The following is a 26,977-nucleotide window of genomic DNA, read 5'->3' on the forward strand; positions in this document are numbered from 1 at the left end:
GAACGTAATTCTTCTTTATGAATTATCGCATTTTCAATGTCGCTAAAGTTACAGCAGCCAAAATAATTCCTATGATCCAAAAACGAACCACAATTTTTGATTCCGGAACGGGATTAAATGGTTTCTGTATTAGTGCCTGTATTCCCGAATTACCTGCTTTTTGGAAATGGTGATGCAAAGGTGTCATTTTGAATATACGACGACCTTCACCGTATTTCTTCTTAGTAAATTTAAAGTAAAATACCTGCATCATTACCGACAAACTTTCAACAAAGAAAACACCGCACAATATAGGCAATAGTAACTCCTTATGAATAATAACAGCAAAAACTCCAATGATTCCACCTAGCGTTAAACTTCCTGTATCACCCATGAACACTTGGGCTGGAAAAGAGTTATACCAAAGAAAACCGATTGTTGCCCCCACAAAAGCGGCAGCATATACCACCAACTCTTCGCTACCGGGGATAAACATTATATTCAGATACGAAGCAAATTCCACATGACCCGATACATATGCCAGAATACCCAGTGTAACACCTATAATGGCAGAACTACCGGCAGCCAAACCATCCAATCCATCTGTCAAATTAGCTCCATTAGATACCGCTGTTACAATAAATATAACGATAAATACAAATAATATCCATGCGGCAGGAGTTGTATATTCTCCAAGAAAGGATACGAATGATTCGTAATCCAGATTGTTATTCTTTAAGAAAGGGATTGTTGTTTGAGTAGATTTCACTCCCTCTACGGTATATGTAACTCTCTCAATTACATTATCCTGATTTCGTATTTCAGTATTTTCACGGACAATTACGGTTGGACTTAGATACAGCGTTAATCCTACAATTAAACCCAATCCAACTTGTGCTATGATTTTAAATTTACCTTGTAATCCGTCTTTATCCTTCCTGAAAACTTTGATATAATCATCTAAAAAGCCAAGTGTTCCTAGCCATAAAGTGGTTATCAGCATTAATATAATGTAAACATTCTCGAGACGTGCCAACAATATAACCGGTACTATAATTGCTATGATTATTATAATACCTCCCATGGTTGGAGTACCCTTTTTGCTTAACTGTCCCTCAAGTCCGAGATTCCGCACAGTCTCTCCAATTTGCAGAACTTGCAATTTATCAATAATCCGACGACCTATAACGGTGGATATACCTAAAGAAAGTATAATAGTTATTACGGCTCTAAAGGATACATATCTAAACATCCCCGCACCGGGAAAGTCTAAGGAATCCAAATAATTAAAAAGATAGTATAGCATTATATAATATATTTTTATCGACTTTATCTGGTCGTTTATTAATTCTTAATCTTTACTTATAATCCAAGTAAGTTTTTGACAATCTCTCTATCATCAAAGTGATGTTTCACACCTTTTACATCTTGATAATCTTCGTGTCCTTTGCCCGCAATCAATATCACATCACCCGACTTTGCAAAAGTGCAAGCCGTTTTTATAGCCTGCTCACGATCTACAATGCACAAGGCTTTTTTCATTTGTACAGGGTCTAGTCCCGCCACCATATCATCTACTATTGACTGAGGTTCTTCGAATCGTGGGTTATCAGAAGTCAGAATCACCTGATCGCTTAATGATACAGCTTCACGAGCCATTATCGGGCGTTTTGTCTTATCACGGTTACCACCGCAACCAACCACTGTTATTACGCGACCTCCTCCCTCGAGCACATCATGTATAGCATTCAAAACATTTGTTAAAGCATCGGGCGTATGAGCATAATCTACGATAGCCGTAAATCCGTCTTTGGAGCGAATTGTTTCGAAGCGACCGGCAACCGATCTTAATGTGCTTAATACAATCAATACCTTTTCAATATCCTGACCCAGTAAAACTGAAGCACCGCATACTGCCAGAAGATTATACACATTAAAGACTCCGACAAACTGAACTTCGAGTTCTTTTCCATTTATTTCGATTGCAGTACCGTCAAAATGTTTTTCGAGAATACGAGCTTTGAAATCCGCTAAAGTTCTCAAAGAGTATGTATATTTTTTAGCTTTGGTATTCTGCAACATCACCAAGCCATTTTTATCATCTACATTTGTTAAAGCAAAGGCAGAAGAAGGCAGATTATCAAAAAATGCTTTTTTAGCTTTCAGATATTCCTGCATGGTATGATGATAATCCAAATGGTCTTGAGTCAGATTCGTAAATATTCCTCCTTTAAATTCCAGACCACTTATTCTTTTCTGATGAATAGCATGTGAACTAACTTCCATAAAGGCATACTCGCAACCTGCTTCAACCATCTTCGCTAAAAACTCATTCAACGAAATTGGATCAGGAGTTGTATGGGTTGCCGGATATTGATCTTCGTTCACATAATTACATACCGTAGAAAGTAATCCTGCACCATATCCTAATTTACGAAAAACATTATACAAAAGAGTAGCTGTAGTGGTTTTGCCATTTGTTCCGGTAACTCCTACCAGATTCAATTTCTGCGAAGGGTTACCATACCATGCTGAAGCTATTTTCCCGATAGCATCTGCCGCATCTTTTACTTTTATATAAGTAACCGACGAGTCAGATGTATCTATGTTTTCTTCAAAAACAATAACTTTTGCCCCCGATTCTATTGCTTTACCAATAAATTCGTGACCATCCACCTGCACACCTTTTAGTGCTATAAACGCATAACCTGAGGTTACTTTGCGTGAATCGGAAGTAATACCTGTTACATCTATATCTTTATGCCCAAGTATTTCTACTATATCTTCCGATAGTATATTTGATATCAATGCCTGCAATTCCATACTCTTTTTTTATTAAGTATCTTCTACTATATTTATTCCTTTATTTCAGACTTAATGTAACTTGTGAACCTTTAATCACCCTGCTTCCTGCCGGAATAGACTGAGAGGTTACCGAACCATACCCTTGCAAAGAGACACGAAGACCTGCTTTTTCCAATAAAAACAACGCGTCTTTGGCTCCCATTCCACGTACATCGGGTACTAATCCGTTTTGAACTACATTTTTACTTAACTCTATCTTATTCTGCAATGTACTAGCCATTACCCACTCTGCATCTCCTACAGGAAGCGTAAATGGTATATTTAATTGTGTAAAAACTGTTTGCATATCTTTCAATGATCCATTCTTCACGTAAGGCATAAGTGCGAGTACTGAGTCGGGCTTACATTGATCAGGAGATACGAAAACATTTCGGGCATACACTTCTTCTGCTATTCTTTTAAATACTCCACCCGGCATAAGCCCTCCCGAAGGAATACCTCTGGGTCGTCTGATACCGACAAAGCATGTATATAATGGTTTTTCAGCCGGAAAATATCCGCAAAACGAAACAAAGTGCCCATTGGCGTAATTACCTCCGCTTGCTATCTGAGCCGTTCCTGTTTTACCTGCAATCTGAAACGAAGAAGATGCCACCGCTTTACCTGTTCCCTCATTTACAACTCCTATCAACATTGATTTGATTTCTTCCAATGTTTTAGATGAACATAAAGACGGATTGATTATTTCTGTTTCGAACTCCTTCTCAACAGTTCCGTCTTTAATGAAAGCTTTGGTGATAAAAGGTTTTATCATCTTGCCTCCATTGGCGATACCGTTATAAAACATGAGGATATAAATAGGCGGAATTTGAGTCTCATATCCAAATGACATCCATGGAAGTGTAGTTCTCGACCAAGGGTTCGATTTATCATTCGGATGGCGAATAACCGCAGTTCCTTCTTTTCCGCTCAAAGGCACATCCCATTCTATTTTTTTTGTAATCCCGAGATCATACAAACGTTGTACATATTTTTCGGGGTTATTCTCATAGCCTTTCAATATTGTTTTTGCGACCACAATATTAGACGATATATACATACCTTCGGCTACTGTCAGGTCTCCTCTATCTTGTCCTTTTTGCCAGTAATGATCGCGAATCCAACTCTTTCCATATTGAAACAACCCATTTCCTACATGAAATTTATCCGTCGGAGTTACCACTCCATCTTCCAAAGCAATCATAATAGAAAGTGTTTTGAAAGTCGATCCCGGCTCATTCATATACGAAAATGCATTGGGGTTACCTTCTGCATAAACGCCTTCTGAGATTCTATCGAGATTCGAGATTGCTTTGATTTCACCCGTAGCAACTTCCATTATGATAGCCGTCCCTGACTCTGCATCTGTTTCCACCAGTTTAGAATACAATGCCCGTTCGGTTATATCCTGAATATCTACATCCAGCGTTGTTTTCACATCCCACCCGTCTTCGGCCGGAACTTCAACAATATCAATCCAACGACCTTGTACTTTCTGACGGCTCTTAACTCCCGGCTTACCTCTAAGTATCGAATCGTATTTCATCTCGATACCACTGGCTCCACCCTTTGCCATATCTTTATAGATAGACCCCACGGTACGTCCGGCAAGTCTTCCAAAAGGTTTTTCACGCATCGTTCTTTCCTCAACGATCAGCCCCGTTTTATTGGATCTCTGATTAAGGAATGGATAAGTACGTAATTCTTTCAGTTCTATATAGTTTACATCCCGCTTTATAATTCGAACATAACGACTTTTAAGTGTAATCTTCTTTTTAGAACCGCTTTCTTTATTTCGTTCTATTTCGGCAAGCTCCCTGCGACTTAACTCCCAGCCATTAAGGATAATATTTTTATATTGAGCTGCGGTTCTATCCGGAAATTTCTTAGATAAAGCAACAGACAAGTCACCTACATACTTCATCAGGGTATCTTTGCGTATACCCTCCGACATAAAATCCATATACACTCCATATAGAGGTTCACTCGTTGCCAACAAGCGACCATCGTCAGCATATATATTCCCCCGATTGGGCTTAATCTCTCGATCTTTCTTTACAGTTTCTTTTATACCTAAAGCCCGCCATTGTTCGCCTTCAACAAACATTATACGGATGATATAACCGAAGATAACAATAAAAACAATCAGAAACAGAATCACGATCAATCCATATCGATTGATTATCGTACTCTTTTTCTTCTTGATGTTATCCGCATCTTTTGACATGCTTCTACTTTAATATATATGGTTATCTTACTCTTGTTTCTTTATTTTATATGCAGGCACAGATGGTGTCTGTAAATCGAGCCCGTTTTTATCTATAAGCGTTTGCACCTGAGTCTGCCGGCTGACCCCTGTCAAGTCTGACGAAATAGTCAGCGATTCGTATTTGACATCCTTTAGCTCCTTTTTCAAAGACTCTATTTCTGCCATTTTAGATATGCAACTATAACGATTACTGATATAAAACACCATGATAATAAACACTACGAGCATAAAGCGGGTATTTTTCAGGAAGAAATCTTCCGTGAGAATAGTCCCACCTAATACGTGCATTATATTTTTCTTTATGTCTTTGATATTGACACGCATACTTCAAGTAATATTAAATATTCATTGCTATATTTCTAAATGTAACGACCTACCATTACTATATTTGCGAAAGCAATAAAGAGGCATGATCTTACTTTTTCTCAGCAATTCGCAACTTTGCACTCCGAGACCGCGGATTCGCATCCTGTTCTTCCAGAGATGGAGTTATTACCCTGTTATTTACCAATACAAAAGGAGTATTGATATTGCCATAAAAATCCTTATCCACCTCTCCTTCAAAATTTCCGGTTTTAAAGAAGTTCTTAACTAAACGATCTTCCAGCGAATGATATGTAATAACAGACAATCGTCCCCCCGAAACCAAAACCTCCAATGCCTGAGTCAACATATCTTTCAAAGTCTGCATCTCTTGATTTACTTCGATACGAAGAGCCTGAAAAGCCTGAGCCAACACTTTCTTTTCTTTCCCCCCTTTAGTATAAGGAGTTAAAATAGGCAGCAAATCCTTCACTTTCTCGAAAGCCTTTTCTTTACGCTGACGAACAACAGCTGCTGCAATCTGCCTCGATGGCTTTAACTCACCATACAGATATAGAATATTTGCCAAATCTTCTTCAGCATATTCATTCAATATTTTAGCCGCCGTAAGATCCGATTTCTGATTCATTCTCATATCAAGATATCCTTCTTCGAAGCGAAAAGAGAATCCACGTTCGCTATCATCAAAATGATGAGACGAAACTCCCAGATCAGCTAGAACCGAATTTACCTTTGTTACATTATGATACTTAAGGAATGTCTTCAAGAAACAAAAGTTACTACGAATAAACGTTTGTTTCTTATCATCTGCAATATTCTGAATTGCATCTTCATCCTGATCAAACACATACAAATGTCCTCCTGCTCCCAAACGGGATAAAATCTCACGGGAATGACCGCCACCACCGAAGGTTACATCCACACAAATATCGTTTGCCTGGATATTCATACCATCAACACTCTCCTTTAACAGAACAGGCACATGGTAACCATCAGCCGTCACTACATTTTTTTTATCTTTAGCCATATCAATCTTCTCCACTCATTATACGTTGAATCTCCACTCCGAAATCTTCGGGAGTAACCAGAGTTTCATTCAATTGATTTTTACCCCAGATTTCTATTGTATTATCTACACCCAGAAACTGAATTTCGGACACTACACCAATCATCTGCAAATAACGTCTGGGGATAAGAATACGCCCGCTTGCATCGATCTCCAATCTCTCGGCATCAACTACAAATTGACGAAAAAGTTGCTGTTGCGATTTATCCCAACGACTCAATCGCTGACGCAACCTTTGCACTTCACCATCCCAAACTTCTATCGGATACAATACAAGGCAGTCCTGAAAAATATCTTTACGCAATATCAATACAGATTGAGCTTCTGCTTGCAAAACCTTCCGGAAATTCGCAGGCACAAACACACGCATTTTTGCGTCAATCTTTGCATCTATACTACCTAAAAACTGCATTCTTTTTCAATTAAGGCATGAGCCATTTGTTAATCTCGCGGATATAAAACACCTTGATCACACTCTAAAACCACACTTACACTCCTTGTACTCTATATAATAGTGCGTAAAGGTATAAAATTATCCACTTTCCCCCACTTTTAAACACAAAGTTTTAGTAAAAAGTTTTCAACATACTCATTTATATTAAAATCAAGCTATTACAACGAAGTAAATCGAGACTAAATAATAGCCCCCACAAACCATTCAAATATAAAATTGAGAATAATAAGACGACTAAATCGTGACTTTGTATAAAATAAATTATCTTTACGGTTTCAGGAAATTCAGAGTGTAAGTAATGGGAGAAGTAGTAGAAAAGAATACTCCAAATTTAATAGATTTGGACAAGGTGTTTATGGATAAGGCTCCTAAGCTTTATGCCAAAACGCCTGCTTTTGCTCTCAACTACATAAAAAGGAAAATTCATCTGAATGAACTGAATGAAATCCTGACGATTTACGCTGACAAATATGGTGTAGATTTTATGGATTCGGTGGTTCAGTATTTCGATTTACGACTTGAGGTCAACGGACTGGATAACATCCCGAATGATAACCGATATATATTTGTATCAAACCATCCATTGGGAGGACTTGATGGCATTTGCCTGTCATCTATCATTGGAAATAAATTTGATAAGAAGATAAAATATCTCGTAAATGATGTACTTTATTTCATCAAAAATCTACGTCCAATATTTCTTCCGATCAACAAATATGGAGCCCAAGCAAAAGAAAAAGCTGCTCAATTAAACGAGGCTTATGCTTCGGACGATCAAATTATTACATTTCCGGCAGGTTTGTGTTCCCGAAAAATAAACGGGCGAATATATGATCTGCAATGGCAAAAATCGTTCATTCAAAAAGCTATACAAACCAAGCGTGACGTTGTTCCTATTTATTTTGACGCTAAAAACTCAAATTTCTTTTATAGATTTGCAAATCTCAGAAAGAAATTAGGTATAAAATTCAATATAGAAACATTTTTTCTACCCGACGAAATGTTTAAAAATAAGCATCAGACATTTTCTGTTACCTTTGGGAGTCCTATACCATGGGAATCTTTTGACGAGACAAAATCTCATCAACAGTGGGCAGAAACAGTAAAAGATATAGCATATAATTTAGCGGAAAGCAATTCGAAATAAGGTCGCAAATTGCTCTAAAGCTTCGTTAGCAGAATAACGATAAATCGGTATTCTTTTTTAAATAAATATTTGACGTTACTTAAAATATGGAAAGTATTATTCCGGCAATCGATAAGAAACTTTTAATAGCTGAACTTACAAAAGATAAATTCTTGCGTAAAACAAATAAAGCTAATAATGAAATTTACATTATCACTCACCATAACTCCCCTAATGTTATGCGTGAGATTGCACGTTTGCGCGAAATTGCATTCCGTTATTATGGTGGGGGAACAGGTAAGGAAATAGATATTGACGAATACGATATGATGGACAACCCATACAAACAACTAATTGTATGGAATCCTGAAGCTGAAGAGATATTGGGAGGTTATCGCTTTATTTGCGGCCCCGACATTAAATTCGATAAAAACGGAGAGCCCGAATTAGCGACATCACATCTTTTTCACTTTTCTCCTAAATTCATCAACGAATATCTTCCTTATACCATTGAATTGGGTAGATCGTTCGTTTCACTGGAATACCAAAGTACGCGAGCAGGCTCGAAAGGTATTTTTGCCCTCGACAATCTTTGGGACGGATTAGGTGCATTATCCGTAGCTGAACCAACGATGAGGTACTTCTTCGGTAAAGTAACTATGTACGATACATATGATGCTAAAGCCAGAGACATGATCTTATACTTCATGTTTAAGCACTTTCCTGATCCTGACAAATTAGTTTATCCAAAGAAAAGTCTGAACATCACTACAGATAGCAAAGTTTTGAAAAAGCTTTTCACCGAGGATGACTTGAAAACCGATTATAAAATATTGAATACGTCAGTCAGAAGATTGGGTATTAATATTCCTCCATTGGTGAATGCTTATATGGGCTTATCTCCTCAAATGAAAGTTTTTGGAACAGCCGTAAATGATACATTTGGTAATGTAGAAGAAACCGGGATACTTATTGACAAAGATGAAATTCTGGAAGAAAAACGCAAACGCCATATAGAGTCATATATTCTGGACAAACCATCCAAGCGCTTCTTAAAAAGACTACGCCAGATGATTAACTGGAACTGGAGTACATACCGTACTAAATCTACCAGAAGAGCAAATTCAAAATAATAAAAAGTTCCGAGAACTTAACTTAACTTTAATATTTATAAACTTTGATTTAAGCGAGCTTACCCAAGCAGGCTTTTTCATATCTTTGTAATACAATATATTTATAAATACGCATGAAATATAAAATTACAGCACCCAAGAATCCGATATATACAGATATAAAACTTCCTGCCTCAAAAAGCATCAGTAATCGAGCTCTTATATTAAAGGCGCTTAGCAACAGTTCTTTTCCTATCGAAAATTTATCCGATTGCGATGATACACGAGTAATGGTAGAAACATTTGCTTCTAAAGGCAATATTTTCGACATCGGCGCAGCAGGTACTTCGATGCGCTTTCTGACTGCCTATCTCTCCAAAAAACCGGGAGAGTGGATAATTACCGGAAGTGAAAGAATGCAACAACGCCCGATAAATACTTTAGTAGAAGCTCTTAATACTCTTGGTGCACATATTGAGTATTTAAAAAACCAGGGATTTCCTCCTTTGAAAATCAAAGGAAGTGCTCTGGATGGAGGTGATATCTTTCTGTCGGGAGGAATAAGCTCTCAATTTATTTCGGCGCTGCTAATGATTGCTCCAACAATGGAGAAGGGTTTAACCCTGCACCTCGAAGGAAATATTATTTCGATTCCTTATATCAAGCTAACGCTTCGTATGATGGAGCAGTTTGGTGTAAAATGCGATTGGGAAGGTAATGTTATTAAAATATTCCCCAATGAATACAGACCGATACCCTATCTAGTTGAATCTGATTGGTCTGCTGCATCTTATTGGTATTCGATTGCCGCATTAAGCACAGATGCCAGGATTGAATTAAAAGGATTATTTAAAGAGAGTGGACAGGGAGACTCCAAGGTTGCCGATTTATTTCTGGATCTGGGTGTTGAAACCGAGTTTACAAAAGAAGGTGTTATTCTGACTAAGACCGACAGGATTGCCAAAAAACTATTCCATAATTTCATCAATGAGCCCGATCTTGCCCAAACATTTGTGGTTACATGCTGCATGATGGCTGTACCTTTCCTTTTTACAGGACTTCAAACTCTTAAGATAAAGGAAACCGATAGAATAGAGGCTCTAAAGGCTGAAATGAAAAAACTAGGTTACGTCATTACGGATAGTCAAAACAGTATTCTTGAATGGGATGGAGAAAGATGCGAACCCGACTCAACTCCTATCATAGCAACCTATGAAGATCACCGCATGGCAATGGCTTTTGCTCCGGCAACACTAAAGCTTGAGAATTTATTAATAGCCGAACCGATGGTTGTTACCAAATCTTACCCTTACTTCTGGGAAGATTTACGTAAAGCCGGGTTCTCGGTAGAAGAACAATAAATCATACAAATTATGTGAGGTGTTTTATACCCTATACACCCAAACACCCCAAACTTAAATGGATTTTTTCGAACTGTTTCGATACGATTTTTTCACCAACGCACTTATAGGTGGAATATTTGCGAGCATTGCCTGTGGTATAATAGGAACTTACATAGTAGTAAAACGCCTTGTCTTTATCAGCGGAGGTATTACCCATGCTTCATTGGGAGGATTAGGCATTGGCTTTTATTTTGGTTTCAATCCTATTTTATCGGCAATGGTATTTTCGATATTCTCAGCCTTTGGCATAGAATGGTTGTCGGGCAGAAAAGGTGTACGCGAAGATTCTGCTATTGCATCCTTCTGGTCATTCGGAATGGCTATAGGTATTATATGCATTTATCTGAAAGCCGGATTTGCACCTAACTTATCGGAATACCTTTTTGGTAATATACTAACCATTACAACAGCCGATATATATGCTTTTGCTGCATTGTCAGTGGTATTAGCTGCCATATTTTTCTTCTTTCACCGTGAGATTCTATATGTAGCTTTTGATTCTGATTTTGCTAAAACCCGTAATTTCCCTGTTAAGTTTATAGAATATGCTATGATGTTTTTCATCGCAGTATCTATTGTTTTAACTATACGCTTAGTAGGCGTCGTTTTATTAATGTCGTTACTTACAATGCCTCAAATGACTGCCAATTTATATACTGCCAATTTCACCAAGATGATTTTTCTTTCTATCATTTTCGGATTGGTAGGATGTATCTCAGGGCTTATTCTTTCAGCATTCATCAACGTTCCTTCAGGAGCCTTTATTATATTTGTACTTATTGCAATCTATTTTATTTGTCGATTAATCAATCTGATATTTAAAAGAGATACTATCACGGCAAAATAAGGCTTCACTTGCCCAAACACTATATTGAAAAGAAAAGCTGTTAACCATCAGCTTTATATTAAAGCAGGGATGTCGTCCGACATCCCTGCTTCACACAACTTTGTTTGCTTCACACTAAAAAAAGAACATAAACACAATAAAACTATATTACTTTTTGCTTCCTTTTTTCTTCAATTAAGGGCGTCCTCCACCGAGGATTGTACTCACATTACCGACTGTAGTAACCATTGAGGTTGGTGTAAATGTTCCCGCTGATGTACCCTTCGTATAAGCTGCTCCGGTAAACAATCCATGAAAGTCTGTTCCTCCAGAGATACTACCACCTGTATAAATCGTATAAGTTGCACCTGACACCAAACCTGGACTACTAAATAACAAAGTCATTTGGCTATATGCCCGAGGTATCTTAAACGTCAGCACTCCTGTTCCATCACCGGATGCAATATGTATAAACTGATTGGATGAACTCGAACCCCCATATATTACAGTTCGTTGTGTACTTACATTTGATGTTGGTGTACTTGTACTCCCTCCGATTCCGATTAAAGTTCCACCTGTTATTTTGAAAGTATTGTTATCACAATCTAAACCTTCTTCGGGTGCAGTAGATCCTGATGACACCACTGTTCCTCCGGTTATAGTCAATGTTCCGTTAGAGTCTATCCCATCGTTCGTTTCACTGTAGCAATATATTGAACCTCCATTAATCTGAATATGCTTAGATGCATTAATACAATCGTCATACGCTTCTATTTCTATCTTTCCGTCATTTATCGTCAGCGTGGTTTTACTCTCCAGTCCTTCGGCTTCTGTTTTAGAAGTCTTAATTGTAATTGTTCCACCATTTACAGTCAAATCACCATCGCTCTTTATGGCTTTAGCAGCTGTATCATTACTACCATATTTAAACTGATCCCCTGTTGTTACAACCGAGATGGTTCCACCATTAACCGTAAGCGTTCCATCGATATTAATTCCTTTTCCTCCCGCTCCCGAACTTGTGATAACTAGATTGCCTTTCTCCATCAGGAAGTTCCCATCGGCTTTTAGGCCTGCCGATGAAGAGATATCCGCATCCTCAGTATCATAATACGCACTCCCTGTAGTAGCCAATTCAACATCACCATCAGCGATTGTAATATCACCCTTCGATTTTAAACCTTTCGAACCTTCACCTGTAGTTGTAATATCAATTGTTCCGCCACTGATCGTTATATAAGGTAATATAGATGTATCAGTACCACTGTATGAAGTTTTGATTGCGTCTCCCACACTATTGATATCTATCGCCCCTCCATTTACGGCAATATACCCTTCCTCACATTCTATACCATCACCTGAGGTTGTAATAGTCAATTGTCCATTATCGATACATACATAATCATTGGCATGAATACCATCTTTGACAGCTGTTTTGACAGTTATATTCCCACCGTTTATTCTTATGTAATCATCACTCACTATACCGTGCTTATTATAACCGTAAACTAAAAGGCTACCATTGCCATCAAAGTTCAGTTGACCTTCGCTAAATAGAGTCCCTTTCATATCTTCATCTCCACTAGCCGTGTAAGTCGCAGCATCAACCAATCTATTTGAAGTACCTCCAACCAATACAATCGACACCTTTTTACCTGACTGGATATTTATAGCCGGACCGTCTCCATTTACAATGCTGACACCATTCAGACCCACCCCAAACTTATAGTCACTGTATATCTTAAATGATCCGTCTTTAGTTGTTCCCGATAATACATAATTCACCTCAGTATCTACAAGTGTAGAAGTCACAACCACGTCCGCTCCATTTGTTGCTATAGATACGCCCTTATCTGCATAAGGGTTTGTTATTGTAACAGCATCCGACGAGTAAGCTATAACAACAGCATTTGAGAATGTAGTATCTTTGGTGTTAGTCGTAAAATCGTCACCCACTATAACACCTCCACCTTCGCTACCTCCATCGTCTGTATTATCATCATCGCTGCTACACGAAACTGCACATAAGGAGACTATACACATAAAACCAACTAAAAACCGATTATAACCCATATCCTATAAATTTTATTATTAATACAAAATCTTGTGATACTATTACCACTAAGACTTCAAAAAACATATTCCAATATTAAGACCTTTCTTTTTCTTATACAATTATATTCTACAAAGACGCACGTACAATCGACTAATCGAGATATTTGTCCGATAAAAGAAATAGCCTTACAGTATTCCTGCAAGGCTATTTTATGAATAGAAAGAATTATCCTAAGATTATCTTGTAATGCTTAGTTCTTCGATTAAGCGTGGACAGTTCATAATCTTGTCGATAGTGTAAAGTACATAACGAATGTCGACACTAATGGTACGTTGCAATTGTGGTTCAAAAACAATATCACCGCTCAATGCCTCCCAATTACCATCGAATGCTAGACCGATCAATTCTGCTTTACCGTTAAATACAGGACTTCCCGAATTACCTCCGGTAATATCATTATTAGAAAGGAATCCCACATGCATAGTTCCGTCAGCGTCAGCATACTGACCCCACTTCTCTGCACGAAGATTATCTAATATATAACCCTGTACTGCAAATTCAGGATCGTTTGGATTTTCTTTTTCCAGAATACCTTTACTGGTTGAGTAATAATCATACTCAATAGCATCAGCAGGACTATAACCGCCTACCGAACCGTAGCTAAGACGTTGAGTAAAATTGGCATCAGGAGAGAAAGCTTTATCAGGTTGCATTTCCATCAAAGCAGCCATGTATTTACGAGCATTCTTATCTATTATCGGATAGATTGGCGACAAATCATCGACCAATTTCAGACGACCGTCCGCTACCGATTTTGCTAAAATCATTGCCGGATCTTTATCTAAAGCCTTTAAGCCTCCTTCACTTATAGTAGAAGCCAGATCATCTATGTTTGTAAACTTCGTGTTTTTGTAAACCCACTCGGCATATTTGTCATAGTCGCCTTTAAATTTCTTATCAATAGTCTGATAAATACTTGGCAGATATTCAACAGGTACTCTTTCTCTGTAAAGTTCAAGCAAAGCAGGCATCAACTGTTTGTCAAGTTCGGGCACATAGTCTTTGTAAGTATCAGTCAGTTTTGCTCTTACAAACGCCATCAACTCTTCTTTATCTGCAATATTAGCATTATTTACAGTATTGGCTAAACGGATAATTTCTATTCCATTATTAAATGTTTCGCCAAAATATGTTCCTATTTTCACCGACTCCATAGAGTTCGTATAAGCTGATTGAAGGCTAGGTAAAACATCTGCATATTTTTCGGTAGATGCAGGAGTGCTTAATATCCAGTCTGCCAATTGAGATTCCAAAGCTTGTTTTTCTTCTACCACATTCAGTTTCTTTAATGCAGCATTCATACCCATTGCATTTTTCCAATAATTGGAGCTTCTGCTGAATTTCACCGAATACTTGATACGCACTGCATCATCGGCATTCATCGCTTTTCTCCAGATATCTTGTTTCACGGTACGAACCTCAATACGGGGAATGTTTTCAGATTCCATCATTTGAGTAATTCCCCAAGAAGACAAATAACGCTCCGTACTTCCCGGATAACCGATAGTCATTGCATAATCTTTATCCTGATATCCTTTCAACGAAACCGGAACCGAGTATTTAGGCTGGTAAGGAACATTATCAGCACTGTAATGTGCAGCTTGGTTATCTTTATTGGCATATACTCTGAATACCGAGAAATCGCCTGTATGACGTGGCCATTGCCAGTTATCGGCATCGCCTCCGAATTTACCGATTGACGACGGTGGAGCAAAAACCATTCTCACATCTTTAAACACCTCATACACCACTAAATAAAACTTATTCCCTGTATAGAAAGGAACTATACGTGCATTCAAGAACTCATTATTCTTGTATTGGCTCAAAATTTGAGTAGATAATGAATCAATGATATGATTTCTACCCTCTTCCGAAGTAGCATCGGTTACACCTACAGTTACCTGATCGGTAACATCTTCGGTTTTTTGAAGGAAAGATACAGTCAAGCCTTCAGTATATAATTCTTCTGGTTTCGACTGGCTTACAAATCCATCTTTCAGATAGTCGTGTTCTACCGAGCTGTGTTTTTGGATAGCATCGTATCCGCAATGGTGATTCGTAAAAATCAACCCTTCCTGAGATACGGCTACACCTGTACAACCACCTCCGAATATAACTACTGCATCTTTTAACGATGCATTTTTTTCACTATAAATACTATCAATAGGAAATGTAAATCCCAGCTCTTTCATACGAGCTGCACTTTGTCTGTTTAGCTCTTTCAACAGCCACATACCCTCATCTGCCTGAACAGAGGACAGCGAGAGTAAAACGCCTAGCAATAAAAAGATTTTCTTCATTTTCATTATTTAAATTAAGGTCTGAGACCCATTTGTTATTTCGAGATACGTACCAAATCAAAAAGTGACAATAGATGACAATAAACTCACCACCCGGTTACAAAACTAACATCCGACAGCCTGGCAGTGTACATTTTTGTCATTTTCACAAACCACTGTAAATCAAACCATAAAACAGAAAAACATTACAAAAATGACAAAAGTGACACTTCTTTTTATGTTTTATTCTTTCGTCTGTTTATATCTATTTTGTACAACTACTGTACTCGCCTACAGCTTCATGGTATAGATAAATAGCCACAGTAAAAAACATTATTTTTTCTTTAGCACTTTACCTATAATCGGAATTTCGGACAAAGGCAAGTCACGCTTGATAAGGACAAAAAAGAATATACCGAATAGAACCGTATTAAAGGCTAAACGTAAGGCTTCGGAGTCGAAGCGTACATAACAACTTATCGCATACAGAACTATAGCCAAACCAAAGTACAAACCGATTGCTTTAAAGTCGTAAGGCAGAGGTCTGTATTTTCGTTCGAAATAATACGAAAGAAGCATCATCACCAGATTACAGATCAAGGTAGCCCATGCACTTGCCATATATCCGTAAATAGGAACAAATATAATATTCAGCACAATGGTAATTACACAACCGGCAATAGAAAATATAGCTCCAAAATAGGTTTTATCGACCATCTTATACCAGAAAGACAGATTGAAGTAAATTCCAAACAGAATATATCCCATCATGACGATAGAAACCACATCCAATCCCTCATAAAAGTCTTTACCTATAAAATGTTTTATTATATCCATGTAAAACATAACACCGAGGAAGATAATCAACGAGAAGATAATAAAGAACTTCATCGCCTCAGTATATGCTTTATCATTATTAGCATCCTTATTTTTCGCAAAAATAAATGGTTCGTAAGCAAAACGGAATGCTTGGGTAAACATCATCATAATGATGGCTACTCGCGAACATGCTCCGTAAATACCCAATTGACGGAAAGCCTCTGCCTTGTCTTCAAATAAGAAAGGATATATTATCTTATCGACCGTTTGATTCAATATACCTGCTATACCAAGTATCAAGAGAGGAAAGCAATATTTAAGCATCCTTCTTAATAAATTAGTGTCCACAACATATTTAAAGCCTGTCAACTCGGGAAGTAACAATACAAGTGTTATTGCCGAACCTATCAGATTAGCCACAAATACATATCCTTCTTTATAGTGAGGATTGTAAAACCAGTCGATTAACGAAGGATTTGAGGTATAAATTTTAGGACAGATAATCAGAAAGAATATAGTAAATGCGATGGTTATAAAAATACTCAACAACCGAAGTGTTGCAAATCGAATAGGACGTTTTTTATACCTCAGATAAGCAAACGGAATAGTCATTACGACATCTATTCCGACCACCACAGCCATAATTGCAATATAGTCAGTATGCTGCCCATAGTCAAGAAACCCGGAAATTGGAGTCAAAAAGCTAAAGCAAAATCCAACAAACAGAATAGAGGTTGCAGTAATTGACAATAAAGTGGTCGAATATACCCGCATAGGGTCATCCTCTCCTTTATTTACAAAACGGAAGAAACCTGTCTCCATACCATAAGTAAGAATAACAGCCAACAAAGCCGTATAACTATACACATTGGTCATCACGCCGAACTCTCCGGTGGTCAAAACCCGTGTATAAATTGGTACAAGACACCAATTTATGAATTTACCCAAGATACTACTCACACCATAAATGGCGGTATCCTTGGCCAGACTTTTCATCCCTCCTGCCATATTTCTGATTTTTTCGGATGCAAAGGTAATACAAATCATATGTATATTGTAGTTAATATTAACGAAATACAAGACTTTTTCATGCTCCCGTTATCACGACAACTAATGTGTAGGCAATTATAAAAATCGAGCTATTAACATCAATTTATGATTTATTAGCTAACTTTGTAAGATCTCAGATATTTTTATTGCATTAGCTTGTAAAACAGTGACAGTAAGTTGCCTGAGAACATAGTATTAAATATCAGCTTCTACTGTCATACCACTAAAGCCTGAGAGAACTTTATATATGACATCCGGAAGACCTTACCAGAAGTAAAAAACATCGAAATGAGTTACTACCATTTAGCCGAATTGGTGCACAAAAGAGCAGCCAAATACAAATCAAGTACAGTTCTTAAGTATAGAGATGCCAATGAAAAACGTTGGAAAACCATTTCTTGGACCCGTTTTTCTGAATACGTCATGAAAACGGCATGGGCTATGGCTGAGGCAGGAATAGATACTCAGGAGAATATCGGTATCTACTCTCAAAACATGTATCAATACTTATTCGCCGAATTTGGTGCTTTTGCAAACAGGGCCGTTGTGGTTCCCATATATGCGACAGCATCGCCACATCAGGTAGAGTACATTGTTAATGATGCACAAATTCATACTTTATTTGTAGGTGAGCAATTTCAATATAATAATGCATACAAAGTACAGCAGCAATCTGAAACTTTAAAAAAGCTGGTAATATTCGATCCGAATGTAAAACTTCACCCCGAAGATCATACTTCGGTATATTTCAGCGACTTTATAGCTACGGGTGAAAACTCCGATGCCGAAGTGAAAGTTACAATCAGAATGAAAACAATCCGCGAAACGGACATTGCCTGTATTATTTACACCTCCGGAACTACAGGTGAACCTAAGGGTGTTGTCCTGCTACATTCGTCGTTCCTTGAGGTTTTCAGAATCCACGACGAGAGGTTGCCTCAGCTATCGAACAAAGATGTATCTATGAACTTCCTTCCTTTGGCACATATCTTCGAAAAAGCATGGACATACTATGCCATACATAAAGGTATGACAATAGCTATCAATACCGATGCCAAGGAAATACAAAAATCCATCAAGCAGGTAAAACCTACAGTTATGTGTAGTGTACCTCGATTCTGGGAAAAAGTATATCAGGGAGTTTTCGAAAAGATAGAAAGCTCTAAAGGCTTAATGAAGTGGCTATATACTGATGCTATTAAGACCGGAAAGAAATATAATCTCGATTATAAAAATAACGACATAAAGCCTCCGATTGGCAATGCCCTGAAATTCCACTTTTATAATAATACCATATTCCGTGTATTGAAAATGGTAATCGGTATAGAAAAAGGAATATTATTCCCATGTGCAGGCTCTCCATTATCCGACGAAATAAATATATTCCTAAAATCGGTAAATATTCCAATCATAATAGGATACGGTCTTACCGAAACTACAGCTACAGTAAGCTTTTACCCTCCCGTACACTTTAAAATTCATTCGGTAGGCTCGGTAATGCCCGGCTTGGAAGTAAGAATAGACCCATCAAATGACGAGATATTAGTCAAGGGTCGCACTATAATGAAAGAGTACTACAAGAAACCCGAAGAGACGGCTAAAGTATTTACCGAAGACGGCTTCTTCAGAACAGGAGATTCCGGCAAGCTATTAGATGGTAATGTGATTGTACTTACCGAGAGAATTAAAGACTTATTCAAAACCTCTAACGGGAAATACATTGCTCCGCAAGCTATAGAGACTATCATTGCAAATGATAAGTTTATAGATATGATTGCCGTTATTGGCGATGAAGTGAAATTTGTAAGTGCATTGATCGTCCCTAACTATGATGCCATCATCAAATGGGCTGAAGAGAATCAGATACCCTACAATAAGACGGAAGATTTACTCCAAAACAAGGATGTTAACTCTATGATATCAGGACGTATAGAAATGCGTCAGGCTGATTTAGCTCCTTATGAAAAAGTAAAACGTTTTACTCTTTTACCGGAACCATTCACTATGGAATCGGGAGAACTTACCAATACATTGAAAATAAAGAGAAAGGTTGTTGTAGAAAGATACAAAGACCTGATCGAGAAAATGTACGCCGAGCAATAAATGGCAGGTATATATATACATGTTCCCTTCTGTAAAACAAGATGCATATACTGCGACTTTTTTACAAGAACCGACATGAAGCAAAAGAATCCGTACGTATCATCGATATGTAAAGAATCTGTTCTTCGTGCCGATTACTTGGGTGGAGAAACTATCGAAACTATCTACTTTGGAGGAGGAACACCTTCGCAATTAGCAATAGAAGATTTACAGTTAATACTTCGTACGCTTCAAAATACCTTTGAGATAAGCCCACAAGCCGAGATAACTCTTGAGGCTAATCCCGACGATCTGAATGCAACCTATATAGGTCAGCTCTTAACATCGGGGTTCAACCGATTAAGCATGGGTGTACAAAGTTTTGATGATGCGCAACTAAAGTTTCTAAACAGACGGCATTCTGCCCAAAGAGCAGTGGAGGCTGTAAAACTGGCTCAGGAAGGTGGCTTTAAGAATATAAGCATAGACCTTATGTATGGTCTGCCCGAGCTGACAATGGATATATGGAGAGATACGCTTAACCAAGCAATAGAACTGAATATACAGCATATATCGTCTTATCACCTTATATATGAAACGGGAACTAAATTGTATCGATTACTGCAAAAAGGAGACGTAAGATCGGCTGATGAGGAATTAAGCCTTGATATGTTTTCTCTATTAATCGAAAAACTGAAAGAGGCCGGTTTTATTCATTACGAAATATCAAACTTCGCCAAAGACGGACTGGTTTCACGTCACAACAGCTCGTACTGGCTCGACAAAAAATATCTGGGATTAGGTCCTTCGGCACATTCTTACAATCAGATAAACAGATGCTGGAACATAGCCTCCATACCCAAATTCATTGAAGGAATAAAGGCTGGCAAGCCTGATATTGAAGAAGAAATTCTCGATACTCAATCTCGTTACAACGATTTTATTTTGACAGGCATGCGCACCATGTGGGGTATTGATCTTTCTGTTTTAAAAGAAAAATTCGGACAAGAAATGCTCGATTATTGTGAAGACAATCTTAAAAAGCATTTACAATCAGGCAATGTAATTCTCTCTGACAATCATTATAAGATAACACCACAAGGAATATTTATTTCTGACAGTATAATGAGTGACCTCATGTATGTCGAATAAAAAAGCACCTTAGCTGATATCAGCTAAGGTGCTTTTTTATAGATATCTTTTTGTATCAAAAATCAAAACCAATTTTGAACGTTATAGCGCCTAGATTAACTTTTGACTTCTCCCAACTGTAATCATTTTTAAAAATAAACCCATCTACATAATAATTTGTAAACCCTAAAATCAAATTAACACCTCCTCCAGAACGTTGAGCAAATCGTAAACCAAAACCCGAAAATGTATAAACACCTCTTAAGCTTTCTTCTCCAAGAGCATATCCAATCTTAAAATCAATCAAATAACCCATCTGTTCATTATTATTAAAATTGAATCTTGGATGTATGAACACAGGGTAAGACCCTCCTAACGACTCATAAAAGTAATTGTATCCCGCACCTGCTCCCAAATAAAAGAGATCATTAAACTGGTTACCTACAGAAAAAGACATCTCTATTCTATTCAGCTGTGATGATTCTACATTTATAAACTCTCGTGTATTTAATGAAAAACCTAAATCAAAAAAAGCACGAAAGCCTTTATCTAATGCATATTGATTATGATTCGTAGGATAATAATCATAATCCGGTTCGGAAGTAACTCTTAAAGGTTTTCTATATGTATTAGAACTCTCCGACTCCTCAACAACATTATTCGACACAGCTGGGGGGGTTACCTTTTTATACGCCGGATTCTCTTCAATACTCACAACTTCACTCATAAGATAAGTGTATAACTTACCATCCCCTGATTTTATTATTAAAAAATCATTTGGTACTATTTTGGTAATCCTACCACGAATAAAGTTTCCATTCTTGAGATGAACTATTTCAGGTAAATCTTGAGCATTTACGAAAATACTTACAAATAAAATTAATGTTAATAAGATTAGTTTATTCATTTTTTTTAGTGTTGTTAGTTTAAGGTCGCAGACCTTTTTATTGCTTTGGCAAGTATTACAGATATAGATTGTTATAACTATAAAATACACCCATAAATTTTATTCTTTACTTAATATCCACATAAAACATTACAATTTCACAAGAAAAAGGTCATCCATAATAATATGAATAACCTTTTTCTTATATATTATTACAATGTTACACTTCGGCACCAAATTCCATTAAGAAGGCTTTGATGAAACCATCAATATCGCCATCCATAACAGCATTTACATTCGATGTCTGGTAATTCGTTCTGTGATCTTTTACACGACGGTCGTCAAAAACATAACTGCGGATTTGTGATCCCCACTCTATCTTCTTCTTTCCGGCTTCTACTTGCGATTGCATACGGCTTCGCCTCTCTAACTCCATATCATAAAGTTGCGATTTCAATAGGCGTATCGCATTGTCTTTATTTCCGAACTGAGAACGACTTTCCGTATTTTCAATTACAATTTCCTTTTCTTCTCCAGTTTCCTCATCTTTGTATTTATAGTGTAGACGAACTCCCGTTTCTACCTTATTTACATTCTGACCTCCTGCTCCACTCGAACGGAAGGTATCCCATGTAATGCTTCCCAAGTTAACATCAATCTCAATTGTATCGTCAACCAAAGGCACAACAAAGACCGAAGCAAAAGAAGTCATACGTTTACCCTGTGCATTGTAAGGAGATACACGTACTAAACGATGTACACCGTTCTCAGACTTAAGATATCCATAAGCAAAATCACCTTCAACCTGAATCGTTGCAGTTTTGATTCCTGCCTCATCACCTTCCTGAAAGTTGGTGATAGTTACCTTGTAGCCTTTTGATTCGCACCAGCGTTGATACATACGGAAAAGCATCGAAGCCCAATCCTGACCTTCGGTACCTCCTGCACCACTATTCACTTTTAGTACAGCACCGAGCTTATCTTCTTCCCGACGAAGCATGTTTTTAAGTTCCATCTCCTCCAATACTTCTATTGTCTGGCTATAAACTTCGTCTACTTCTTCTTCGGAGGTGATTCCTTCTTTATTGAAATCGAAAGCCAACTGCAATTCTTCAACCGCAGCCTTTACTTTATTATAACCCGAAAGCCATCCTTTCAAACCTCTGATTATTTTCATCTGCTCTTCGGCAGCTTTATTATCAGACCAAAAGTCGGGATCCTGAGTTCGTATTTCTTCTTCTTCTAATTGGATTATTTTTGCATCGACGTCAAAGGTACCCCCTCAACGCTTGCTCGCGCTCCAACACTTCTTTGAGTTGGTCTACAGTAATCATATGCTATGATTGTTTAGTTATTATTCTTAAATTTTTCAGTTGGCAAAGATAACCAATTAATCCTAAAATCTTAATTCAATTGTTCTATCAAGTTTGCAGGTAGATAAAATGTATCATTTTTATCGATATAAACAGTTACCGAACCCAAATCGATTTCTTTACCATTAAGATATGCAACCGATTTAAACGCAGGAACAACCAATGTATTCTTACCCTTTTTCACTGTTAATTGAGCAAAATCTGTAGATTTATCAATTGTATATTTAAGTCCTGCAAAAACATCCTGATGTTTGGCAAAAACTTCTTTCGTCATTTCAGGCAGACTCTCATCGAGTCCTAAAACATCTGACAGATAATTATTGATTTGAACATTGGTATTCATCCCCAAAGGCACATCTCCCTGAGGATGGTAAGCCGCTAAGAAAACCTCCTCACCGGTATGTCCCCCGGTTGTAAAACCAAAATAAGTACGACTATTCATAATATCAACAATAGCATGTCCCATATTGGGGCTGTCAGCTTTTTTCATATAATCGGCTTCTTTGTAGTTCTTAGAACTCAATAAACTTGCCAATTCATCTTCGGTAAGATCTATATCAGTATACTTTTTAAATACCGCTTTAAAATTTTCGGGTTTTTCTTGTAAAAGGATTCTCTCCAACCCCTCTCCTGTTCGCTTGTATTTCGATACACTTCCGAAAAGTTGATCTATAGTAGCCTTATCGTAACTCTTCAAATCTCTGCGGCCGATAGTAAATCCGCTATTTCCATGATCGGGAAGTATAATAACCGCAGTTTCACCATCTTTCTTGGCAAACTCAATAGCTGCACCTACCGCTCTGTCAAAAGCCAGGTATTCGGTAATGCAACCAACTGCATCATTCCCGTGTGCCACCCAATCGACTTTACTACCCTCTACCATAAGAAAGAACCCGTTATCGTTTTCGGATAAATGATCTATTGCTTTCTTAGTCATCTCTTCCAGTGAAGGAATCACAGAAGGGTCTCTATCTAAATCATAAGGCAGTTCGCGGTCTTGGAACAATGCCCAAACCTTATTATCTCCATCAAATGATCGGAAAGCATTTATATCATTCTGAATCAATGTTGTATTATTCTTTTTAAAATGGTCTTTGATATCATCAGTCAATATAGAATTACCTCCTCCAAACATCACATCGAGATTATTGTACGCAATTTGAGGAGCAATATATTCGTATTTACCACGTGCATAATAATGTGACGAGCAATCAGCTGGTGTAGCATGAGGAAACTCTACAGTGACGACCATTCCTACAGCTTTGTTTTTTTGAATCTTCGCTGCTTCCAGAATAGTAACCAGAGGTTGATAAGCCATTGCAGGATCAACCTTCACCAAATCATTTTCAGGGTCGGCTACAGGATAAATCGCTACATTGCCCGTACGCTGAGGCATCCCCGTCATGTATGCAGAAGTAGTCGGAGCAGAATCTCCGATAGGAGCATTAGATGAAAATGTTTTTACCGTCCCGCAAATATAAGGGTCGATATTTAAGTTCTCACCACCTAATTTATTGTATATCTGATACCATCGGGCAGCAGAAACTACACCGATAGAAGTTCCATCGGGAATCATTACAATGACATTTTTTACAGGTTTTACCGGTCTGTGATATTGCTGAGACCAAACCAAGCCGCACGAAAGAATCAGAAGTAAGGAACAAATCGTTTTTTTCATAAAAATAATATTTAGCAAAATACTGTATTTAAGGTCTCAAACCTTAGATCAATTACACAAAAGTACAGATTTCAGATCAATATTCCACTCGAAAAATAGTAACTAAGTCTTTTATTAATCACTTATATCTCTACTGAAATATTTCTGTATCTTTGTAATTCAATGTAAAAATATAGAAATTATAAGATATGTCTGGAAAGAAACCATTAATACTCATCACTAATGACGACGGCTATAAAGCCAAAGGTATAAAAGCGTTAACACAATCATTAATCGGACTCGGAGAAATAGTAGTTGTAGCACCCGATGGACCTCGTTCGGGAATGTCAAGTGCTATTACATCGATACAACCCATAAGGTACTATTTAGCAAAAAAAGACATAGAAAATGACATTACTATTTATGCTTGTACCGGAACACCTGTAGACTGTGTAAAGTTGGGTATAAGTGAAATATTGGACAGAAAACCCGATCTTGTAGTTTCGGGAATCAATCACGGCTCCAATGCTTCGATCTGTGTTATATATTCGGGAACAATGGGAGCTGCTATCGAAGGATGCCTTTACAAAGTACCATCTATCGGGTTTTCGCTATTAGACCACCATTATGATGCTGATTTTTCTCACACCAACAAGATAACCCGCACTCTGAGTGAAAGCGTATTGAAAACCGGATTGCCTAAAGGCGTTTGCTTAAATGTAAACATACCTCATTCAACAAAAGAATTGAAAGGAATCAAAGTTTGCAAACAAGCTCCCGGTCAGTTTGTCAAAGAATTCAAAAAATCGGCAGACGGTGCTGATAACGAAATATATTGGTTAACAGGATATTTTGAGAATGATGAGCCTAATGATACTTCTACCGACGAATGGGCTTTAGCAAATGGCTATGCTTCCATCGTTCCTACGAAGGTTGATTTAACCGCTCATGAGTTAGTAGAGCAAATGAAAGGTTTGGAGAACCTAATCTAAGATTCCGAATACTTTTATCATACAACATAATATAACTATATGAAATATTTTCTTGTTGCGGGAGAAGCTTCGGGCGATTTGCATGCTTCTAATCTTATGGCGGCATTAAAGGTCACAGATCCTGAGGCAGAATTTTGCTTTTTGGGAGGAGACCTCATGCAGGCTCAAGGAGGCAAGCTTATTAAACATTACAGGGAGATGGCTTTTATGGGTTTCATTCCTGTTTTGCTCAACTTGAGGACTATTCTCCGCAATATGAAAATGTGTCAACAAGCCATTGTAGATTATCAACCCGATGTAGTTATATTAATAGACTATCCGGGATTTAATCTTAAAATTGCGAAGTTTGTTAAAACCAAAACCAATATCCCTGTTTACTATTACATTTCACCCAAAGTATGGGCTTGGAAAGAATACAGGGTAAAATCTTTCAAGAAATATGTAGACGAAATGCTCTGCATATTACCTTTTGAGGTTGATTTCTTTAAGAAACACAATTACAAAGTAGATTACGTAGGCAATCCTACCGTAGATGCAATAGCCGATTTTAAAGAGAGAAGTAAAGACGACTCTCGTGAGAAGTTTATACAGGAAAATAATTTAGCGAAAAAACCTTTCATTGCCCTATTAGCAGGAAGCCGCAAGCAGGAAATAAAAGACAATCTTCCTACCATGCTGGAAGTAGTCAAAAAGTTTCCCGATTATCAAGCCGTTATAGCAGGAGCACCGGGTATGGATCCTGATTATTATAATACTTATATAGCCGGCAGTAATTGTAAAATTATTTTTGATCAGACCTATCGTTTACTGTCCTATTCGAATGCAGCACTCGTGACATCGGGTACGGCAACTCTCGAAACCTCTTTATTCAGAGTTCCACAGGTAGTTTGTTACAGAATGCCTGTACCTCACCTTGCACACTGGGCATTCAAAAACATTTTACATACACCTTACATCTCTCTTGTAAATCTGATTGCAAATAAAGAAGTGGTAAAAGAATTATTTGCCAAATACTTCTCGAAGGAAAACATCGAAGATGAAGTAGACAGACTTCTAAATGACAAAGCATATAGAAATAATATGCTGGAGGGATACGACCGTATTATCAATATACTAGGAGAGGCAGGAGCTTCTAAAAAAGCGGCAAATATTATTGTGAAAAAACTACACACTCACCAATAAGTTCTTA

Annotated in this window: 20 protein-coding genes; 8 read left to right on the forward strand and 12 right to left on the reverse strand. The window is 37.6% G+C overall.

The features are described from left to right. Positions 1–22: 22 nt before the first annotated feature. From mraY to G7050_RS03925, 6 genes are all read right to left on the reverse strand, one after another. A complete protein-coding gene (gene mraY / locus G7050_RS03900) occupies positions 23–1,285 on the reverse strand; it encodes a phospho-N-acetylmuramoyl-pentapeptide-transferase (RefSeq protein ID WP_166111474.1) in 1,263 nt (420 codons plus the stop codon). A gap of 56 nt (positions 1,286–1,341) precedes the next feature. After that, entirely contained in the window at positions 1,342–2,802 is a 1,461-nt protein-coding gene (locus tag G7050_RS03905) for a UDP-N-acetylmuramoyl-L-alanyl-D-glutamate--2,6-diaminopimelate ligase (RefSeq protein ID WP_166111477.1), read from the reverse strand. Between the two features lie 40 nt (positions 2,803–2,842). Then, positions 2,843–5,050 (reverse strand): penicillin-binding protein, encoded by a 2,208-nt coding sequence (locus G7050_RS03910; protein WP_166111480.1) that lies wholly within the window; start codon positions 5,048–5,050, stop codon positions 2,843–2,845. Between the two features lie 27 nt (positions 5,051–5,077). Continuing rightward, positions 5,078–5,416: an FtsL-like putative cell division protein gene (locus G7050_RS03915; RefSeq protein WP_166111482.1), complete on the reverse strand. Its 339-nt coding sequence runs from the start codon at positions 5,414–5,416 to the stop codon at positions 5,078–5,080. A 91-nt stretch (positions 5,417–5,507) separates the two neighbouring features. Continuing rightward, positions 5,508–6,443 (reverse strand): 16S rRNA (cytosine(1402)-N(4))-methyltransferase RsmH, encoded by a 936-nt coding sequence (gene rsmH, locus G7050_RS03920; protein WP_166117629.1) that lies wholly within the window; start codon positions 6,441–6,443, stop codon positions 5,508–5,510. A 1-nt stretch (position 6,444) separates the two neighbouring features. Beyond that, positions 6,445–6,894 carry a division/cell wall cluster transcriptional repressor MraZ gene (locus G7050_RS03925; protein ID WP_166111485.1) on the reverse strand — a complete coding sequence of 150 codons (450 nt, stop codon included), beginning with the start codon at positions 6,892–6,894 and terminating at the stop codon, positions 6,445–6,447. 340 nt (positions 6,895–7,234) lie between these two features. Here G7050_RS03925 and G7050_RS03930 point away from each other — a divergent pair, with 340 nt between their 5' ends. The 4 genes from G7050_RS03930 to G7050_RS03945 all read left to right on the forward strand — a co-directional run bounded on the left by G7050_RS03930 (position 7,235) and on the right by G7050_RS03945 (position 11,424). Further along, on the forward strand, positions 7,235–8,083 hold the full coding sequence (locus tag G7050_RS03930; RefSeq protein WP_166111487.1) for a 1-acyl-sn-glycerol-3-phosphate acyltransferase: 849 nt from the start codon (positions 7,235–7,237) through the stop codon (positions 8,081–8,083). A gap of 86 nt (positions 8,084–8,169) precedes the next feature. Then, entirely contained in the window at positions 8,170–9,195 is a 1,026-nt protein-coding gene (locus tag G7050_RS03935) for a GNAT family N-acetyltransferase (protein WP_166111490.1), read from the forward strand. 113 nt (positions 9,196–9,308) lie between these two features. Then, positions 9,309–10,535 carry a 3-phosphoshikimate 1-carboxyvinyltransferase gene (gene aroA / locus G7050_RS03940; RefSeq protein ID WP_166111494.1) on the forward strand — a complete coding sequence of 409 codons (1,227 nt, stop codon included), beginning with the start codon at positions 9,309–9,311 and terminating at the stop codon, positions 10,533–10,535. 58 nt (positions 10,536–10,593) lie between these two features. Then, positions 10,594–11,424: a metal ABC transporter permease gene (locus tag G7050_RS03945; protein ID WP_166111497.1), complete on the forward strand. Its 831-nt coding sequence runs from the start codon at positions 10,594–10,596 to the stop codon at positions 11,422–11,424. A gap of 174 nt (positions 11,425–11,598) precedes the next feature. Here G7050_RS03945 and G7050_RS03950 read toward each other — a convergent pair whose 3' ends face one another. The 3 genes from G7050_RS03950 to G7050_RS03960 form a co-directional block, all read right to left on the reverse strand. After that, positions 11,599–13,476 (reverse strand): carbohydrate-binding domain-containing protein, encoded by a 1,878-nt coding sequence (locus G7050_RS03950; protein WP_185154945.1) that lies wholly within the window; start codon positions 13,474–13,476, stop codon positions 11,599–11,601. A gap of 219 nt (positions 13,477–13,695) precedes the next feature. Next, the gene (locus tag G7050_RS03955) at positions 13,696–15,819 is read right to left on the reverse strand and encodes a S46 family peptidase (RefSeq protein WP_166111500.1); all 2,124 of its coding nucleotides are present in this window, start codon (positions 15,817–15,819) and stop codon (positions 13,696–13,698) included. Positions 15,820–16,131: 312 nt separating this feature from the next. Then, positions 16,132–17,625 carry a polysaccharide biosynthesis C-terminal domain-containing protein gene (locus G7050_RS03960; protein WP_166117631.1) on the reverse strand — a complete coding sequence of 498 codons (1,494 nt, stop codon included), beginning with the start codon at positions 17,623–17,625 and terminating at the stop codon, positions 16,132–16,134. 330 nt (positions 17,626–17,955) lie between these two features. Between G7050_RS03960 and G7050_RS03965 the strand changes: the two genes are divergently transcribed. Beyond that, positions 17,956–19,770 (forward strand): long-chain fatty acid--CoA ligase, encoded by a 1,815-nt coding sequence (locus tag G7050_RS03965; RefSeq protein WP_166111503.1) that lies wholly within the window; start codon positions 17,956–17,958, stop codon positions 19,768–19,770. Continuing rightward, a complete protein-coding gene (gene hemW, locus G7050_RS03970) occupies positions 19,771–20,901 on the forward strand; it encodes a radical SAM family heme chaperone HemW (RefSeq protein ID WP_166111505.1) in 1,131 nt (376 codons plus the stop codon). Between the two features lie 55 nt (positions 20,902–20,956). Here the strand turns inward: hemW and G7050_RS03975 are convergent, their stop codons facing one another. The 3 genes from G7050_RS03975 to G7050_RS03985 form a co-directional block, all read right to left on the reverse strand. Then, complete coding sequence (locus tag G7050_RS03975) at positions 20,957–21,787, reverse strand: hypothetical protein (RefSeq protein WP_166111508.1); 831 nt, start codon at positions 21,785–21,787, stop codon at positions 20,957–20,959. Positions 21,788–21,986: 199 nt separating this feature from the next. Further along, positions 21,987–23,100 (reverse strand): peptide chain release factor 2 gene (gene prfB / locus G7050_RS03980; protein ID WP_166111512.1). Its coding sequence is split into 2 segments (ribosomal slippage): positions 21,987–23,036 and positions 23,038–23,100, totalling 1,113 coding nucleotides; the frame shifts between segments, so codons are not numbered across the junction. A gap of 70 nt (positions 23,101–23,170) precedes the next feature. Continuing rightward, complete coding sequence (locus tag G7050_RS03985) at positions 23,171–24,817, reverse strand: alkaline phosphatase (protein WP_166111515.1); 1,647 nt, start codon at positions 24,815–24,817, stop codon at positions 23,171–23,173. A gap of 188 nt (positions 24,818–25,005) precedes the next feature. Here G7050_RS03985 and surE point away from each other — a divergent pair, with 188 nt between their 5' ends. Then, the gene (gene surE / locus G7050_RS03990) at positions 25,006–25,788 is read left to right on the forward strand and encodes a 5'/3'-nucleotidase SurE (RefSeq protein WP_166111518.1); all 783 of its coding nucleotides are present in this window, start codon (positions 25,006–25,008) and stop codon (positions 25,786–25,788) included. Between the two features lie 39 nt (positions 25,789–25,827). Beyond that, positions 25,828–26,970 carry a lipid-A-disaccharide synthase gene (gene lpxB / locus G7050_RS03995; RefSeq protein WP_166111522.1) on the forward strand — a complete coding sequence of 381 codons (1,143 nt, stop codon included), beginning with the start codon at positions 25,828–25,830 and terminating at the stop codon, positions 26,968–26,970. The last annotated feature ends 7 nt before the right edge of the window (positions 26,971–26,977 follow it).

This window comes from Dysgonomonas sp. HDW5A (genome assembly GCF_011299555.1).
Taxonomy (GTDB): domain Bacteria; phylum Bacteroidota; class Bacteroidia; order Bacteroidales; family Dysgonomonadaceae; genus Dysgonomonas_A.